Source organism: Acidovorax sp. GW101-11A03, assembly GCF_059424825.1.
The window spans coordinates 1-14,359 of the sequence record NZ_JBWKZU010000092.1 but is presented as its reverse complement, the minus strand read 5'-3'; the positions used below and the strand labels follow the sequence as shown (position 1 = coordinate 14,359).

Below are 14,359 nucleotides of genomic sequence, written 5' to 3'. Positions count from 1 at the left end.
GCGCTCGCGCGGCAGGGCGCGGGCTTCGGCTTCGGTCAGCGCCTGGCCTTTGGGGCCGGTGAGGGTGAACACCATTTGCCCGCCCTCGCGCGTCAGGCGGAACTGGCGGGCTTCGGCAAACGCGTCCAGCACCGCAAAGGCCTCGGCCTCTTGCGCCTGCCAGGTTTTTTCGATGCGCTCGGCCTCGGCTTTGAAGTCGGCGGCGGCCAGGCGTTTGGGGATGTCGGCCTGCAGGTTCTTGGCCATGTCGGCCAGGCCCTGGCGCAGCTGGCGGCCCTGGCCCGCAGGCAGGCGCAGGGCGCGGGGGCGGTCGGGCGTGTCGAAGTTGTGCAGGTAGCACAGGTCGGGCGGCACGGCGCGTTCTGCCGCAGCAGTCTGCATGGCCTGGCGCAGCAGCGATGCGCGCCCGCTGCCCACTTCGCCCAGCACGAACAGGTGGTAGTCGGGCTGGTGCAGGCCCAGGCCAAACTGCGCAGCGGCCTGGGCGCGCTCCTGGCCGATCCAGGGCAGGGGCAGGTCTTGCAGCTCGGCCGTGCTGGCAAAGCCCAGCGTTGCGGGGTTAATGTTCAGCCGCAGCTGGTGGGGGGCGAGGGCAAAGGCGGGCATCGGTGCGGAATGTGGGTGGGGGCAGGCCGCAGCGCCGGGCGGTGCATATGGCACTGTGGCTGGGCGCGGTGGCGGGGCGTTGTAGCCTTCAAAAAATGAATAAAAAAGGCCATCTGCGCGCGGTGAGTATGCCTTTTAAGCTATCAAATTAATAGTAATTGATCAATGGGCCACGGGGCAGGCCCCGGCGGGGGCGCCCCCGGCTTGCGCGTGGCTGCGCGCATCGGCCAGTGCGGCGGCGGTGGGTGCCTCGGTGGGCCAGCCCGCCAGGTGCTGCTGGGCCACGTGGCTCAGTGCTGTGATCCAGTGGTTGTTGTCGTTCAGGCAGGGGATGTAGTGAAACTCCTGCCCGCCCGCGTGCAGGAAGGCCTCGCGCACTTCCATGTTGATTTCTTCCAGCGTCTCCAGGCAGTCGCTGGTGAAGCCGGGGCACACCACGTCCACCCGCCGCGTGCCCGCCTTGCCCAGCGCCTCGATGGTGGGCTGGGTATAGGGCTCCAGCCACTTGGCCTTGCCAAAGCGCGACTGGAAGGTGATGCGGTAGCGCTCCTCGCGCAGGCCCAGGCGCTCGGCCAGCAGGCGGCCGGTCTTGCGGGCCTCGCAGTGGTAGGGGTCGCCCAGGTGCAGGGTGCGCTCGGGCACGCCATGAAAGCTCATCACCAGCTGGTCGGGCTGGCCGTGGTGCTTCCAGTGGGTTTCGATGGTGCGGGCCAGCGCGTCGATGTAGCCGGGGGCATCGTGGTAGTGGTTGACGAAGCGCAGCTCAGGCACGTTGCGCGTGCGAGCGGCCCAGGTGTAGACGGCGTCAAACACGCTGGCCGTGGTGGTTGCCGAATACTGCGGGTACAGCGGCAGGATGAGGATGCGCGTGGCGCCTTCGGCCTTCAGGGCATCGAGCTGGCTGGCGATGGACGGGTTGCCGTAGCGCATGGCGTGGCGCACCAGCACCGCGTGGCCTGCCTCGCCCAGCCAGCCGCGCAGCAGCGTGGCCTGTTTGGCCGTCCAGTGCGCCAGGGGCGAGCCCTCGGGCGTCCAGATGCTCGCGTATTTGGCGGCCGACTTGGCCGGGCGCGTGCGCAGGATGATGCCGTGCAGGATGGGCATCCACAGCAGTTTGGGGATCTCCACCACGCGGTGGTCGCCCAAAAACTGTGCCAGATAGCGGCGCACGGCTGGGGCCGTGGGTTCGTCGGGCGTGCCCAGGTTGCACAGCAGCACGGCGGTGCGGTCGGCCTGGCCGTGGGTGTATGGGGGTTCGGGGGCGAAGGAGGAGGGCATGGCCCGATTGTGGCAAATGGGCCGGGCCTTGGCGGCCACGCGGGATCTGCGGCACATCCGCTGGTTACCGTCGGGTATTCTTGCCGCACCATGACCGCCCCCCAGCCTCAACCCACCGCGCCTGCGCAGGCATCCGCCCCGCAGCTGGACATCGCCCGCATCCGCGCCATCTCCATCGACCTGGACGACACGCTCTGGCCCATCTGGCCCACCATCACCCGGGCCGAACGCGTGCTGCTGGACTGGCTCATGCACCATGCGCCCGCCACGGCGGCTTTGTTCTCCAGCACCGAATCGCTGCGCGCCATCCGCAACCAGATGGTGGCGCTGCGGCCCGACCTGCTGCACGACCTGAGCGCGCTGCGGCGCGAGTCCATCCGCCTGGCGCTGACCCAGGCGGGCGACGAGCCTGCGCTGGCCGAACCGGCGTTTGACCTGTTCTTTGCCGAGCGCATGCGCGTGGAGCTGTTTGACGACGCGCACGACACGCTGGCCTTTTTGTCGGCGCGCTACCCGGTGGTGGCGGTGTCCAACGGCAATGCCGACGTGCACCGCATCGGCATCGGCCACTACTTTCGCCACAGCATCAGCGCGTCGGAATTTGGCGTGGCCAAGCCCGATGCGCGCATCTTCCACGCCGCCGCCACCGCCGCCGATGTGCTGCCCCACGAGGTGCTGCACGTGGGCGACGACGCCACGTTGGATGCGCAGGGAGCGCTGAACGCGGGCATGCAGGCCGTGTGGATCAACAGCGCCAACCACCCCTGGCCGCACGATGACGTGCAGCCGCATGCCACGGTGGACAGCCTCACGGCGCTGTGCAGGCTGTTGGCCTGACGGGCTTCCCTCGGTTCGGTTTCTTGCCTCAGGTCAAGGTTCGGGCGCGCGGCGGTTGATGCCGTTGCCCGATGAAGTCACACTCACCCGTCGCTGAGCGACCCCTCCCACTATGCCTCGTCATCCCCCGCCATTGCCCGCCATCCGCACCATCGGCCTGATGCAGCCCATGACCTGGCTGGTGCTGGCCTGGCGCGACATGGCACGGGCGGGCTGGATCAGCTTTGCGCATGGGCTGGCGCTCACGCTGTTCGGGGCGGCCATCTTTGCGGTGGGGCACCACCGCTTCTGGCTGCTGGCGGGGGCGCTGTCGGGCTTTCTGGTGGTGGCGCCGGTGCTGGCCACCAGCCTGTATGCGCTGAGCCGCGCGCTGGAGCGCGGCGAGCCTGCCAACCTGGGCGTGGTGCTCAAGACCTGGTTCAACTGGCAGAACAGCCACGTGAACAAATGGGGCAATGACTACTGGTGCATGGTGCAGTTTGGAGCCCTGCTGGCGCTGGCGGCCTCGGGCTGGGTCATGACATCGGCGGCGCTCATCACCCTGCTGGCGCCCGTGCCCATTGAGACACCACTCGACTTTCTGCGCCACGTGGTCATGGCCCGCGATGGCTGGTTGTTTGAAATCTGGCTGGCCCTGGGCAGCCTGATGGCCGCACCGATTTTTGCGTCCAGCGTGGTCGCCATGCCGCTGCTGCTGGACCGCCGCGCCACGCTGTTGCAGGCGGTGCTGACAAGCTGGCAGGCCGTGGTGATCAACCCGCTGCCCATGGCGTTCTGGGCGGCGATCATCCTGGGCTTTACCTTGCTGGGCCTGGGCTCGCTGCTGCTGGGCCTGATCGCCGTGATGCCCATGCTGGGCCACGCCAGCTGGCACGCCTACCGCGACCTGGTGGACGCATCCAGCCTGCCCGAGCGCGACCTGGCTGCACCCGCTGCACCAGAGCGCACGCCTGGAGGGGCATCGTGATTTTTGGCTTCACCGAGGCGCAGATCTCGGGCTTCTTCCTCACCTATGGCGTGGGGGCGTTCATCGCCTACATGCTGTTCATCATCGGGCAGCTGGCATGGGAATCGAAGGCCGGGCGGTTTGGCACCTTTGTGATCTTCCTGGGCCTGGGTGTGGGGTTTCTGGGGTTCCTGGCCAAGGTGGTGATCCAGTGGTGGCTGGAGAAGTGAGCGGCCCAGAGATCGTCTGAGACCACCGCACGGGCTTAGCAGCAGCCGCCTCAGCGTGGCCAGGACCGCAGGCCCAGCTCCTGCGCCAACTGGCGGTAGTCGGCCAGGCTGCGTTGCACAAATTCCTCCAGCGCCGTGCCAGTGCGCGCAAACGGGTACAGGCCGTACTGGTTGCACAGCGCGGCATAACCGGGTGCGGACAGCGCATCGGCAAACGCGGCCACCCAGGCGCGCACGGCGGCATCGGGGGCGCTGGCGGCCATGTACAGGCCGCGCACCGTGGGCCAGACCAGGTCCACACCCTGTTCGCGCGCCGTGGGCAGGTCGGCCAGGGCGCCGGGCAGGCGGGCCTGGGCCAGCACGGCCAGAAAGCGCAGGGGCGCGCCTTTTTCCAGGGCCTGCCGGGCCTCGGCGGCATCGCCGGTAAAGACGCCGATGTGGCCGCCGCGCAGCGCCTTGAGCGCCTCTCCGCCACCTTCGAATGACACAAAACGCATGCGCTTGGGGTCTTGCCCGGCGGCGCGGGTCAGCAGGGCGGCTTTCATCCAGTCCTGGCTGCCCAGGGTGCCGCCAGCGCCAAACACCACGCGGGCCGGGTCCTTGCGCAGCGCGGCCACCACGTCTTGCAGGCGCTGGTGGGGCGCATCGCGGTGCACGGCCACCACGCCGTAGTCGGTGCCCAGCGTGGCGATCCAGCGCACGGCGCTCACGGGGTGGGGGCCAAAGCGGCCCTGCGCGATGTTGAGCAGCGAGCCGCTGGAGAACGCCACCAGCGTGCCTGGCCCGCCCAGCCGCCCGGTGGCGACCTGGTCAAACGCCACGGCACCGATGCCGCCGGGCAGGTAGCGTGTGTGCAGCGGTGGGCGTGCGGGGCGCACGGCTTGCACCGCCTGGGTGGCCAGGCCACAGGTCAGGTCAAACCCGCCACCGGGGCGGGAGGGGGCGATGCATTCGGCGGGTTCCAGCGATGCATCGGCCGCCCACGCAGCTGGCGCGTGCGCAGCGCCTGAAGTGCCCGCCAGCGCTGCCAGCCACTGCAGGGCGTGGCGGCGGGGCAAGGTGGGGAGGGGGGGTGGTGCGGACGGCATGCGGGGCGAATTCTGGCGGAATCTGGGGTGCTGCGGGATGGGGGGTTTCAGCCCCGGGGCCACCACAGGATGGCCAGCAGGCCGGGCCCGCCCGCGCGTTCTTCGAGCCGCAGGCCGCCCCGGTGCCGCTCGGCGATGGAGCGCGCGATTGCCAGCCCCAGGCCCGAGCCGCCCGCCGCCGCCTGCGAGCCGCGCCGGTAGCGCTGGCCCAGTGCATCGCGTTCGCTGGCGGGCAGGCCGGGGCCGTTGTCTTCCACGCTGAGGCTCCAGCCCAGGCCGTCGCCCGCAGCCGACACGGTGACCGTGCCGTGTTCGGGCGTGTAGGCAATCGCGTTGGCGGCCAGGTTGGTGAGCGCCTCGCGCAGCAAGCCGCTGTCGCCCACGGCCATTAACTCGGGCGTGGGTGTATGGATGCCAAAGTCGATCTGCCGAGCGCGGGCGCGGGGCAGCAGTTCCAGCGCCACGGCGCGCAGCAGGGCGGCCAGATCGAACGGGGCCAGCTCCACTGCTGCTGTGTCGCTGCGGCCCAGGGCCAGCAGCTGCTGGGTGCTGCGCGTGGCGCGCGCGACTTCGCCTCCGATGGCTTCCAGGGTGTGCTGAACCCGGGTGGCGTCGGCCTCGCGCCGGGCGTAGTCGATCTGCATCTGCAGCGTGGTGAGGTGGGTGCGCAGCTGGTGCGAGGCATCGTCCAGAAACTGCCGCTGCTGCGCCACCAGGTCCTGCGTGCGGGCCATCTGCTGGTTGGCTGCTGCCACCAGGGGGCGGATGTCGGCGGGCAGGTCGGTGTCGGCCATGGGGGTCATGTCGTCGGGGCTGCGCGCCTGCACCTCGCGCGCCAGGCGCGCCAGCGGGCGCAGCGCTACGGCCAAAGTGGCGGCAGTGCCCAGAACCATGAGCGCCAGCACCAGCGTGTCGCGCAGCGCTGCCCGGCGCACAAAGCGGCGCGTGAACTCCTGCCGCGAGCGGGTGCTTTCGGCCACCTGCACCAGCACGCTGCTGGGATCGGCCCCGGGCGCGGCACCTTCCACCGCGCGGCGGTAGGCGGCCAGCCGCACGGATTCGCCGAAGTAGGTGGCGTCGTAAAAGCGGGGCACGCCGGGCGTGAGCGGATCGGGTGGCAGGGGCAGGTCGGCGTTGCCCAGCTCCACCAGCCCGTCGGACGACGCCACGCGGAAGTACACATTGCCGCTGGCCGTGAGTTCAAAAAATTCGAGCATGCTGTATGGCAGCTCGGCCGACAGGCCGCCCGAGGCGGTGGAGATGTTGGCGTCGATGGATTTGAGCGCCCCGAGCAGCGAGCGGTCGTAGGCCGCGTTGGCCGCCTCCAGCGCGTCGTGCCGCGTCATCCACAGCTCCACCCCCGTCACCACGGCCAGCAGCGGCAGCAGCAGCAGGGCCAGCAGCCGCCACAGGCTGGCGCGGCGCAGGCGCGCGATCAGTCTCATGGTTCAGTCCGCTTCGAGCGCATAGCCCAGCCCGCGTAGGGTGGTGATGCGCACGCCGCTGCCGTCCAGCCGCTTGCGCAGGCGGTGCACAAACACTTCCACGGCTTCGGGGTGCACGTCCTCGTCGTCAGAGAACACGCGGTCCAGGATCTGCTGCTTGGAAAACGGCTCGCCACTGCGCTGCACCAGCACGCGCAGCACGGCGTGCTCGCGCGGCGACAGGGCCAGGGGCTCGCCGTGCAGCGTGAACTGCTTGCGCGGGTTGTCGTACACCAGCGCGCCACAGGCCAGACGCGGGTGCTCGTTGCCGCGTGCGCGGCGCACCAGGGCATGCAGGCGGGCCTCCAGCTCGGCCAGCTCGAAAGGCTTGGCCAGAAAGTCGTCAGCCCCGGCGTTGAGCGAGCGCACACGCTCGTCCAGCGAATCGCGGGCCGTGAGGATCAGCGCGGGCAGGCGCTGGTCGCGGTCGCGCAGGCGCTGCAGTACGGCCTGACCGTCCAGCCCGGGCAGACCCAGATCCAGCACCAGCGCGTCGTAGTTGTCGTGCTGCTGCAGGGCACGGTCGGCCAGGCGCCCGTCGTTCACCCATTCCACCTGGATGCCCGCATGCTCCAGCGCGCGGCTGAGCCAGGTGCCCAGGTTGTGGTCGTCTTCGGCCAGGAGGATGCGCATGGGGGAATGCTACTGCGGTGCTTGTTTCGGCTTTTGCTGCGCTTGCTTATGGCGTGCGACTACGATGCGCAGGACAAAAGAGGGAGAGGGTATGGACAAACGTGACAAGCGGCCTTTGCGGGGGCTGTCCCACAGATGGCGCATGGAAGAGAGGGTGAGAGACGCAGGCGGCTGATGGTCGTCCAGCTTGGTTTTCAAGGTCGCCTGCGCGCTGTTGGGCATTGCCGCAGGGAGCCTTTTGGCGTTGCTGCTCGGCTTTGCGGGGGCTGCGTTGGGCGGCCCCTCTGATGCGATGGGCTCCTTGCTGGCCGCTGGAGCAATGTCGGGCGCCGCGTGTGGCGCGTTGGCGCCCAACATCTTGCTGCATGCCATCACAGGGTTGGCGTACTTTCTTGCAGGACTGATCTCCGCCATGGGAGGAGAAGACATCGCTGACACCCCCTCCCGTGAAGGCTGGTTGAAGGCCTGCGTCATTGTGGGAGCCCTCTATGTGCTGGGGCTTTCCATTGGATGGGGCATCTTGCGCTGAAACGCAACGCCCCCCTTCTCAATCTGGCTTGATCTGCGCGCGCTTGATTACTTTCTGCCAGCGCGCCTGCTCCGCCGCAATGAACTGTGCAAACTGCGCGGGTGTGCCGCCGATGGCTTCGGCGGCGTCACCGTTCAGGCGCTTGAGGGCTTCGGGGGCCTTGACGGCCTTCATGGTTTCGGCGGCCAGCTTGTCCAGGTGTTCTTTGGGCAGGCTCGCGGGGGCCAGCATGCCGTACCACTGCGTCATCTCGAAGCCGGGGAAGCCCTGTTCGGCTACTGTGGGCACGTCGGGCAGCTGCGGCAGGCGCTGGGTGGAGCCGGTGGCGATGCAGCGCACCTTGCCGGACTTGATGAACGGGAGCAGGGCCGCAGCGCCCACCGATGCGGCATCAAGGCGGCCGGAGAGCAGGTCGGTCATCATGGGGCCGGTGCCCCGGTAGGGCACGTGCAGCATGAAGATCTCGGCGGTCATCTTGAGGTATTCAAACGCGAGGTGGCCCGCGCTGCCATTGCCTGCCGAGCCGTAGCTGAGCTTGCCCGGGTTCTTCTTGGCGTAGGCGATGAACTCCTTGAGGTTCTTGGCGGGCACGTCGGGGTGCACCACGTACAGGCTGGGCACCTTGGCCAGCAGGCTCACGGGCTTGAAGTCCTTGTTGGCGTCGTAGGGCAGCTTGTCGAAGATGTAGGGGTTGACGGCCAGCGTGCCGATGTGGCCCAGGATGAGGGTGTGCTGGTCTTCGGCACGGGCCACTTCCTGCATGGCGATGTTGCCTGCGGCGCCGGGCTTGTTGTCCACAAACACGCTCTGGCCCAGGGTCTTGCTCAACTCGGCCGCTGTGGAGCGCGCAACGATCTCGGAGCTGCCGCCCGGTGCAAAGGGCACCACAAAACGCACAGACTTGGCGGGCCATGCGGCCTGAGCCGACGCAGCGGCGGGCAGCAGGCCGCCCAGTGCCAGGGCGCTGCCCGCGCCCAGCAGGTGGCGGCGGGTGGGGTGGAAGGCGGGGTTGGTGTCGTTATCGAACAGCATGGGTGTCTCCGTGAAAGCCGTAGTGGCGTTGCCTAGCGTATGGTGTGCGCAGCGTGCTTTCGGAATGCTGTCAGTCGGCCTGGGGTTTACCCGAGGCACCCTGGGCCGTCAAAGCGGGGATCAGGCCTGTGCCGCTACTGCCGTGCCGCTGAGCACGGCGCCTTCCAGCGTGGCCGGGTAGGGGCCTGCCACATAGTCGCCGCAGGCCGTCAGCCCCGGCAGCACCTGCATGCCGGGCCGCTGCAGGCCAGGGGTGCAGGCAAAGGTGGCGCGTTTTTCCACCACGGTCTGCACGGGCTGCAGGCCTGTCAGGCCCAGCTGGGCGGCGGCCTGCTGCAGCACCTGCTGCTCGATCAATGCGCGGTCCCCATCACTGGCGCTCACCACAAAGGCAAGCAGCCCGTGCTGGCCGTCGAGCTGGCCCCTGTCGAACACAAACTGCGCCGGGTGAGCAGCGGTATTGCGCAGCGCCAGCATGGGCAAGGGCAGGTCGGCGCCCGGGGCGTGGGCATAGACGGTGGTGATGGCCTCAAACCGCAGGGCGCTGGTGGTGGCGCTCCAGCGGGCTGCACTGGCCAGGCCCGCCGTGCCTGCCAGGCCTTCGACCAGGCGGCTGGCCTCCCAGGACGGGCAGGCCAGGGTGATGTGGTCGAACGCTCCGGGTTCTTCGGTGCCGTTGGCGGCCACTACCGGCTGCCAACGCCCGCCGGGCAATGGTTGCAGGCGCTGAATGCGCTGGCCGGTGAGGACCTGGCCGCCTTGCTGCTGCAGCCAGTGGGCAGCGGCTTCGGGAAAGAGGGCGCCTAAGTCCGCACGTGGCAGCAGCAGGTTGGAGCCGCCGCGCCCGCTGAACAGGCTGTCCTGCAGCACGCGCAGAAACACCTGGCCGCTGGCCTGGTTGGCGGGGGTGTTGAGGGCCGACACACACAGCGGGTCGATGAACTCAGCCATGAGCCGGGGCGTGAGCGGCGCGCACAGCGTGGCCACCGATGTGGCGGGCGCGCAGCGAAAGCCGCGCAGCTGCCAGGCCGTGGCTGTGCGCAGCAGTGCCAGCTTATCGCGCCAGCCCCAGCCCTTGGCGCGGGCAATGCCCAGCAGCGCATCGAGGGGTGGGGGCAGGTCGGGCAGCTGCAGGCCCTGGCCGTCGGGGAACTGCAGCGTGAGCGGCAGGCGCAGCAGCGCAGTATCGATGTCCACGCCCACCAGCCGCATCAGGCGCAGGCTTTCGGCGTAGGCGCCGATCAGGATGTGCTGGCCGTTGTCGAGCGTGGCGGGCGTGCCATCAGGCAGCGCGCCCGGCACGGCGCGCGCCCGGCCGCCCACGGTGCGCGCGGCCTCGAACACGGTGACCTGGCGCCCTGCCTGCACATGGGCAATGGCGGCGGCCATGCCCGCCCAGCCTGCGCCGATGACGGCGACCTTCATGGACGCGGGCCCACGGCTAAGACATCCGGCCCAGGGCTTGCACCTTCCAGGCCAGCCAGAACTTGCGCAGCGGCGTGAGGCGGATGCGCTGGTGCAGCACCTGGAAGTTTTCGTGCTCGATCTCGCGCAGCAGGGTGCGGTAGATGTTGGCCATCATCAGGCCGGGTTTCTGGGCGCGGCGGTCGGCATCGGGCAGCAAGGCAAACGCTTCGTCGTACAGCCGGTGCGCGCGCTCGGCCTGAAAGCGCATCAGCGCCGTGAAGCGGTCGGAGTAGGTGCGCTTCAAGATCTCGTGTGCCTTCACATCAAACTGCTGCAGCTCGTTCACCGGCAGGTAAATGCGGCCCAGCATCGCGTCTTCGCCCACGTCGCGGATGATGTTGGTGAGCTGGAAGGCCAGGCCCAGCTTGTGGGCGTATTCGGTGGTCCGTGGGTCGGTCTGGCCGAAGATGCGTGCGGCGACTTCGCCCACGATGCCCGCCACCAGGTGGCAGTAGCCCTTGAGGCCCGCAAAGTCGAGGTAGCGGGTCTGCTCCAGGTCCATCTGGCAGCCGTCGATCACGGCCTGCAGGTGGCGTTGTTCAATGCCATAGTCGGCCGCCAGCGGCATCAGCGCCTGCATCACGGGGTGGGTGGGCTGGCCCGCATAGGCCTTGGCCACCTCGCCCTGCCACCAGGCCAGCTTGGTGCGCGCCACGCCAGGGTCGGAGACTTCGTCCACCACATCGTCCACTTCGCGGCAGAAAGCATAAAACGCCGTGATCGCGGCGCGGCGCGGGGCCGGCAGGAACAGGAAGGCGTAGTAGAAGCTGCTGCCCGAGGCCACGGCTTTTTGCTGTACGTATTGCTGTGGGGTCATGGGGCGCGATTGTCCCATGGCGGACATGGCCCGCCACGGCAACCGGGCAGCTGGCGGAGGCCGCAACTCCGCAGTTTGGCCTGACTGTTCTGCGGCAGGCCGAAGGGCATCAAAAGGCGATTTGTTCCACGCCCACGTCGCTGGGCCGCTTGAGCGCTTCGCGCATGAAGACGCTCATGGGGAGCGTGCCTTGGTCCGAGTGGAACCACTTTTTGTAGAGAGCCGCCATCTCCCCGGTCTGGATCAGGCGGCGGGTGACTTGGTCTACCAGCTCCTTGAAGCGAGGGTCTTGTCTGCGCAGGCCAATGCTGTAGGGCTCTACCGAAAGGCGCTTTTCCAGAAATTGGTAGTCCCCCATGGCCTTGCCCAGCCGGGTCATGGGGCTCCATAGGCCTGCATCGTCTGCAAAAACTGCATCTGCCTCCCGGCGCGTGAGTGCATCCAATCCCTGTGCGGTGCTGTCTACCGGCACGTAGATGAATTTGCGGTGGTAGGTGCGTTCGTTGGTGGCCAGCAGGCCGTCATTGGTGGTTTTCCGTTCGACGGCAATGCGTTTGCCGTTCAGATCGTCCACCGTCTTGATGCCCGAGTCCTTGCGCACGAGGAAGGCGGTGGTGGCAATGAAGATGTGGTGGCTGAAGGCGACTTCCTTCTGGCGCTCCAGGGTGTTGGTGGTCGTGCCGCATTCCAGGTCCACTACGTTGTTTTTCAGGTCCGCCAGGCGGTTCTTGCCGTCCACCAGTACATAGGTCAGGCGCAGGTCGGGGCGCTTGAGTTCCTTCTTGAGCTCTTCATAAATCCTGGTGCAGATATCAACGCTGTAGCCACGCACCTGCCCGGTGGCTGGGTCTTTGTAGGAGAAGGGGTGGGATGCCTCGCGGTGCCCCAGTCGCAATTCGCCGGTCTTGGCAATGTGGGTCAGGGTGTCTTGCGCCCAGGCGCCAGGGGACATGCAGGATAGGGGAAGGATCAGCAGCAGGGCTCGCAGCGCAGAGAAGAGATGCATAGGAAACGGAAAAGGTGACGGGACCATGCATGCCAGGCTTTGCAGGAAACGCGCGAGGCTGCACGCCGCGCATTGTGCTGCGGCATCTGCTGTTGTGTCACATTGGTGACAGGTTTGTCAGCATTCCACAACATTCACGGCCAGGCCGCCGCGCGAGGTCTCCTTGTATTTGATCTTCATGTCTGCGCCGGTCTGCATCATGGTCTTGATGACCTTGTCGAGCGAGACCACATGCTGGCCGTCGCCACGCAGCGCCATGCGGGCGGCATTGATGGCTTTGATGGCGCCCATGGCGTTGCGTTCGATGCAGGGGATCTGCACCAAGCCGCCCACCGGGTCGCAGGTCATGCCCAGGTTGTGCTCCATGCCGATCTCGGCGGCGTTCTCGATCTGCTCGGGGCTGCCGCCCATCACGGCTGCGAGCGCGCCTGCCGCCATGGAACAGGCCACGCCCACTTCGCCCTGGCAACCCACCTCGGCACCCGAGAGCGAGGCGTTCTCCTTGTAGATGATGCCGATGGCACCTGCGGTGAGCAAAAAGGTGGCGATGCCGTCCTCGTTGGCGCCTGGCAAGAAGTTGACGTAGTAATGCAGCACGGCCGGGATCACGCCCGCCGCGCCGTTGGTGGGGGCGGTCACCACGCGGCCGCCAGCGGCGTTCTCCTCGTTGACGGCCATGGCGTAGAGGTTCACCCAGTCCAGCATCGAGAGCGGGTCGCGCAGCGCGGCCTCGGGGGCGCTGCTGAGCTTGTGGTGCAGCTCGGCCGCGCGGCGGCGCACATGCATGGGGCCGGGCAGGGTGCCGGTGCTGGCGCAGCCGCGCTGCACGGCACCGGCCATGGTTTTCCAGATGGCCATGAGCTGGCTGCGCACCTCGGCGCTGCTGCGCCAATGTTGTTCGTTGGCGGCCATGAGCTGGGCCGGGGTAAGCCCGGTGGCCTGGCACTGGGCCAGCAGCTCGGCCCCGGTGCGGAAGGGGTGGGGCAGGCCCTGGGCATGGCCGGCCGCATCAGGCCCTGCAGTGGCAGCACTGTTGAGCACACGCTCGCCCGCCGCGTCGATCACAAAACCACCGCCCACCGAGTAGTACTCACGCGCAGCAATTTCGTTGCCCTGCGCGTCAAACGCGTGAAACGCCATGCCGTTGGGGTGCAGCGGCAGGCTTTTGCGGCGGAACAGCAGGTGCTCTTTTTCGACAAACGGCACCATATGCTCGCCCAGCAGCGCCAGCGTTTGCCGGGTGCGGATGTCGGCAATTGCGGGCTGGATCTGGTCGGGGTCTATGTGGTCGGGCTCGTGCCCGGCCAGGCCCAGCAGCACGGCCTTGTCGGTGCCGTGGCCCACGCCGGTGGCAGACAGGGAGCCAAACAGTTCCACCGTGACGTGGTGCACGGCGGCCAGGCCCAGGGTGCCCTGCAATTGGCAGGCAAACTGCCGCGCCGCAATCATGGGCCCCACGGTGTGGGAGCTGGACGGGCCGATACCGATCTTGAAGAGGTCGAAAACGCTGACGGACATGGTGGGTGTGTGACCGGAAGGGCTTCGGGCCAGTGCGCTTGTGGCGCGGGCCTTAGGGTATTGAGTGAAGCCGCTTGGGCGGCGGCAGGTGGCGGCGAGGCTAACCGCACACCGCACCTCCGGCATGCTCGCTATCCCTGCCCTGTGACATCGCGCTGGTCAGGGTTAGGGCAACAAATGGTGGCAATTTGCTATAAAAATAGTAGCTTTTGGCCTTTGATGGATAGGCGATGGGGCGTGATTGTGTTTGATTTTTAGGCTGGTGCAAGCGCGCGTGTCAGCGCGCCTTGTGGCCCATGAATCTTTCTTCTTACATCACCAGCGCGCGGCCCAGCATCACCACCCAGTCCCAGGCATGCAGGCGCGGGCGGGTGTGCAGGCTGCCGCCTTTGAGGGCCTCGACCTTGTCGAGGATGCGCAGGCCGCCCTGCACCACCAGGCGCAGCTCCCAGCCCGCGCGGCCAGGCAGGCGGTGAACCAGGGGCGCGCCGCTGTACATGGTGGTGCGGGCCCAGTCGGCGCAGTCGGCAATCAGGCGCGCGTTCTCGCGCGTGCTTTGCAGGGCCAGCAGCTCGGCCTGGCACGCGCCATGGACGGCGCAGTCGGCGCGCGGCAGGTAGTGGCGGTGGCGGGGGATGTCCACCGACAGGTCTTGCCAGAAGTTGATGAGCTGCAACGCGGTGCAGATCGCGTCGCTTTGCTGCAGCGCCTGCGCGTCGCCCACGCCATACAGGTGCAGCAGCAGGCGCCCCACGGGGTTGGCCGAGCGGCGGCAGTAGTCCAGCAGCTCGGCGCGGTCGGCGTAGCCTTCGGCATCGCGGGTTTTTTCCACATCCTGGGCAAAGGCGCTGAGCAGGTCTTCGAGCAGCGGCACGGGCAGCTGGTGGC

15 protein-coding genes are annotated in these 14,359 nt (G+C 68.0%); 4 read left to right on the top strand and 11 right to left on the bottom strand.

Going from position 1 to position 14,359, the window contains the following annotated elements:
• Positions 1-606 (bottom strand): Lon-like protease helical domain-containing protein (locus tag AC07Z7_RS23340; RefSeq protein WP_494767820.1); only part of this gene is annotated, 606 nt, incomplete at its 3' end.
• A 162-nt stretch (positions 607-768) separates the two neighbouring features.
• Positions 769-1,884: a ferrochelatase gene (hemH, locus tag AC07Z7_RS23335; RefSeq protein WP_494767819.1), complete on the bottom strand. Its 1,116-nt coding sequence runs from the start codon at positions 1,882-1,884 to the stop codon at positions 769-771.
• Between the two features lie 90 nt (positions 1,885-1,974).
• Between hemH and AC07Z7_RS23330 the strand changes: the two genes are divergently transcribed.
• The 3 genes from AC07Z7_RS23330 (at position 1,975) to AC07Z7_RS23320 (ending at position 3,897) form a co-directional block, all read left to right on the top strand.
• The gene (locus AC07Z7_RS23330) at positions 1,975-2,721 is read left to right on the top strand and encodes an HAD-IA family hydrolase (RefSeq protein ID WP_494767818.1); all 747 of its coding nucleotides are present in this window, start codon (positions 1,975-1,977) and stop codon (positions 2,719-2,721) included.
• 112 nt (positions 2,722-2,833) lie between these two features.
• Entirely contained in the window at positions 2,834-3,688 is an 855-nt protein-coding gene (locus AC07Z7_RS23325; RefSeq protein ID WP_494767817.1) for a DUF2189 domain-containing protein, read from the top strand.
• Positions 3,685-3,897: a DUF2788 domain-containing protein gene (locus AC07Z7_RS23320; protein WP_060984975.1), complete on the top strand. Its 213-nt coding sequence runs from the start codon at positions 3,685-3,687 to the stop codon at positions 3,895-3,897. Before AC07Z7_RS23325 ends, AC07Z7_RS23320 begins: the two co-directional genes overlap by 4 nt.
• A gap of 50 nt (positions 3,898-3,947) precedes the next feature.
• Here AC07Z7_RS23320 and AC07Z7_RS23315 read toward each other — a convergent pair whose 3' ends face one another.
• Genes AC07Z7_RS23315 through AC07Z7_RS23305 form a run of 3 tightly spaced genes read right to left on the bottom strand, consistent with a single transcriptional unit; the run spans position 3,948 to position 7,102 of the window.
• A complete protein-coding gene (locus AC07Z7_RS23315; RefSeq protein WP_494767816.1) occupies positions 3,948-4,985 on the bottom strand; it encodes a Bug family tripartite tricarboxylate transporter substrate binding protein in 1,038 nt (345 codons plus the stop codon).
• Between the two features lie 47 nt (positions 4,986-5,032).
• The gene (locus AC07Z7_RS23310) at positions 5,033-6,430 is read right to left on the bottom strand and encodes a sensor histidine kinase (protein ID WP_494767815.1); all 1,398 of its coding nucleotides are present in this window, start codon (positions 6,428-6,430) and stop codon (positions 5,033-5,035) included.
• A gap of 3 nt (positions 6,431-6,433) precedes the next feature.
• A complete protein-coding gene (locus AC07Z7_RS23305; protein ID WP_121419592.1) occupies positions 6,434-7,102 on the bottom strand; it encodes a response regulator in 669 nt (222 codons plus the stop codon).
• A 187-nt stretch (positions 7,103-7,289) separates the two neighbouring features.
• On the opposite strand from AC07Z7_RS23305, the gene AC07Z7_RS23300 reads away from it, so the two are divergent.
• Entirely contained in the window at positions 7,290-7,631 is a 342-nt protein-coding gene (locus AC07Z7_RS23300; protein WP_494767814.1) for a hypothetical protein, read from the top strand.
• A gap of 18 nt (positions 7,632-7,649) precedes the next feature.
• Here the strand turns inward: AC07Z7_RS23300 and AC07Z7_RS23295 are convergent, their stop codons facing one another.
• The 6 genes from AC07Z7_RS23295 to AC07Z7_RS23270 form a co-directional block, all read right to left on the bottom strand.
• Positions 7,650-8,663, bottom strand: coding sequence for a Bug family tripartite tricarboxylate transporter substrate binding protein (locus tag AC07Z7_RS23295; protein WP_094287475.1), 1,014 nt, complete (start codon positions 8,661-8,663; stop codon positions 7,650-7,652).
• A 120-nt stretch (positions 8,664-8,783) separates the two neighbouring features.
• Positions 8,784-10,088: a hydroxysqualene dehydroxylase HpnE gene (gene hpnE / locus AC07Z7_RS23290; RefSeq protein ID WP_494767813.1), complete on the bottom strand. Its 1,305-nt coding sequence runs from the start codon at positions 10,086-10,088 to the stop codon at positions 8,784-8,786.
• Between the two features lie 16 nt (positions 10,089-10,104).
• Positions 10,105-10,947 carry a presqualene diphosphate synthase HpnD gene (hpnD, locus tag AC07Z7_RS23285; RefSeq protein ID WP_063461786.1) on the bottom strand — a complete coding sequence of 281 codons (843 nt, stop codon included), beginning with the start codon at positions 10,945-10,947 and terminating at the stop codon, positions 10,105-10,107.
• Positions 10,948-11,056: 109 nt separating this feature from the next.
• On the bottom strand, positions 11,057-11,953 hold the full coding sequence (locus AC07Z7_RS23280) for an amino acid ABC transporter substrate-binding protein (RefSeq protein ID WP_494767812.1): 897 nt from the start codon (positions 11,951-11,953) through the stop codon (positions 11,057-11,059).
• A 117-nt stretch (positions 11,954-12,070) separates the two neighbouring features.
• Complete coding sequence (locus AC07Z7_RS23275; RefSeq protein ID WP_494767811.1) at positions 12,071-13,471, bottom strand: L-serine ammonia-lyase; 1,401 nt, start codon at positions 13,469-13,471, stop codon at positions 12,071-12,073.
• 310 nt (positions 13,472-13,781) lie between these two features.
• Positions 13,782-14,359, bottom strand: a 578-nt coding sequence (locus tag AC07Z7_RS23270) for a squalene/phytoene synthase family protein (protein ID WP_494767810.1), incomplete at its 5' end; no start/stop codon positions are given.

Excerpts from the sequence above, each read along its gene's own strand:
- AC07Z7_RS23325 (WP_494767817.1), top strand. The coding sequence starts at position 2,834 with ATGCCTCGTCATCCCCCGCCATTGCCCGCCATCCGCACCATCGGCCTG.
- AC07Z7_RS23330 (WP_494767818.1), top strand. The coding sequence starts at position 1,975 with ATGACCGCCCCCCAGCCTCAACCCACCGCGCCTGCGCAGGCATCCGCC.
- hpnD (WP_063461786.1), bottom strand. The coding sequence starts at position 10,947 with ATGACCCCACAGCAATACGTACAGCAAAAAGCCGTGGCCTCGGGCAGC.
- AC07Z7_RS23310 (WP_494767815.1), bottom strand. The coding sequence starts at position 6,430 with ATGAGACTGATCGCGCGCCTGCGCCGCGCCAGCCTGTGGCGGCTGCTG.
- AC07Z7_RS23305 (WP_121419592.1), bottom strand. The coding sequence starts at position 7,102 with ATGCGCATCCTCCTGGCCGAAGACGACCACAACCTGGGCACCTGGCTC.
- AC07Z7_RS23275 (WP_494767811.1), bottom strand. The coding sequence starts at position 13,471 with ATGTCCGTCAGCGTTTTCGACCTCTTCAAGATCGGTATCGGCCCGTCC.
- AC07Z7_RS23280 (WP_494767812.1), bottom strand. The coding sequence starts at position 11,953 with ATGCATCTCTTCTCTGCGCTGCGAGCCCTGCTGCTGATCCTTCCCCTA.
- hpnE (WP_494767813.1), bottom strand. The coding sequence starts at position 10,088 with ATGAAGGTCGCCGTCATCGGCGCAGGCTGGGCGGGCATGGCCGCCGCC.
- AC07Z7_RS23315 (WP_494767816.1), bottom strand. The coding sequence starts at position 4,985 with ATGCCGTCCGCACCACCCCCCCTCCCCACCTTGCCCCGCCGCCACGCC.
- hemH (WP_494767819.1), bottom strand. The coding sequence starts at position 1,884 with ATGCCCTCCTCCTTCGCCCCCGAACCCCCATACACCCACGGCCAGGCC.
- AC07Z7_RS23295 (WP_094287475.1), bottom strand. The coding sequence starts at position 8,663 with ATGCTGTTCGATAACGACACCAACCCCGCCTTCCACCCCACCCGCCGC.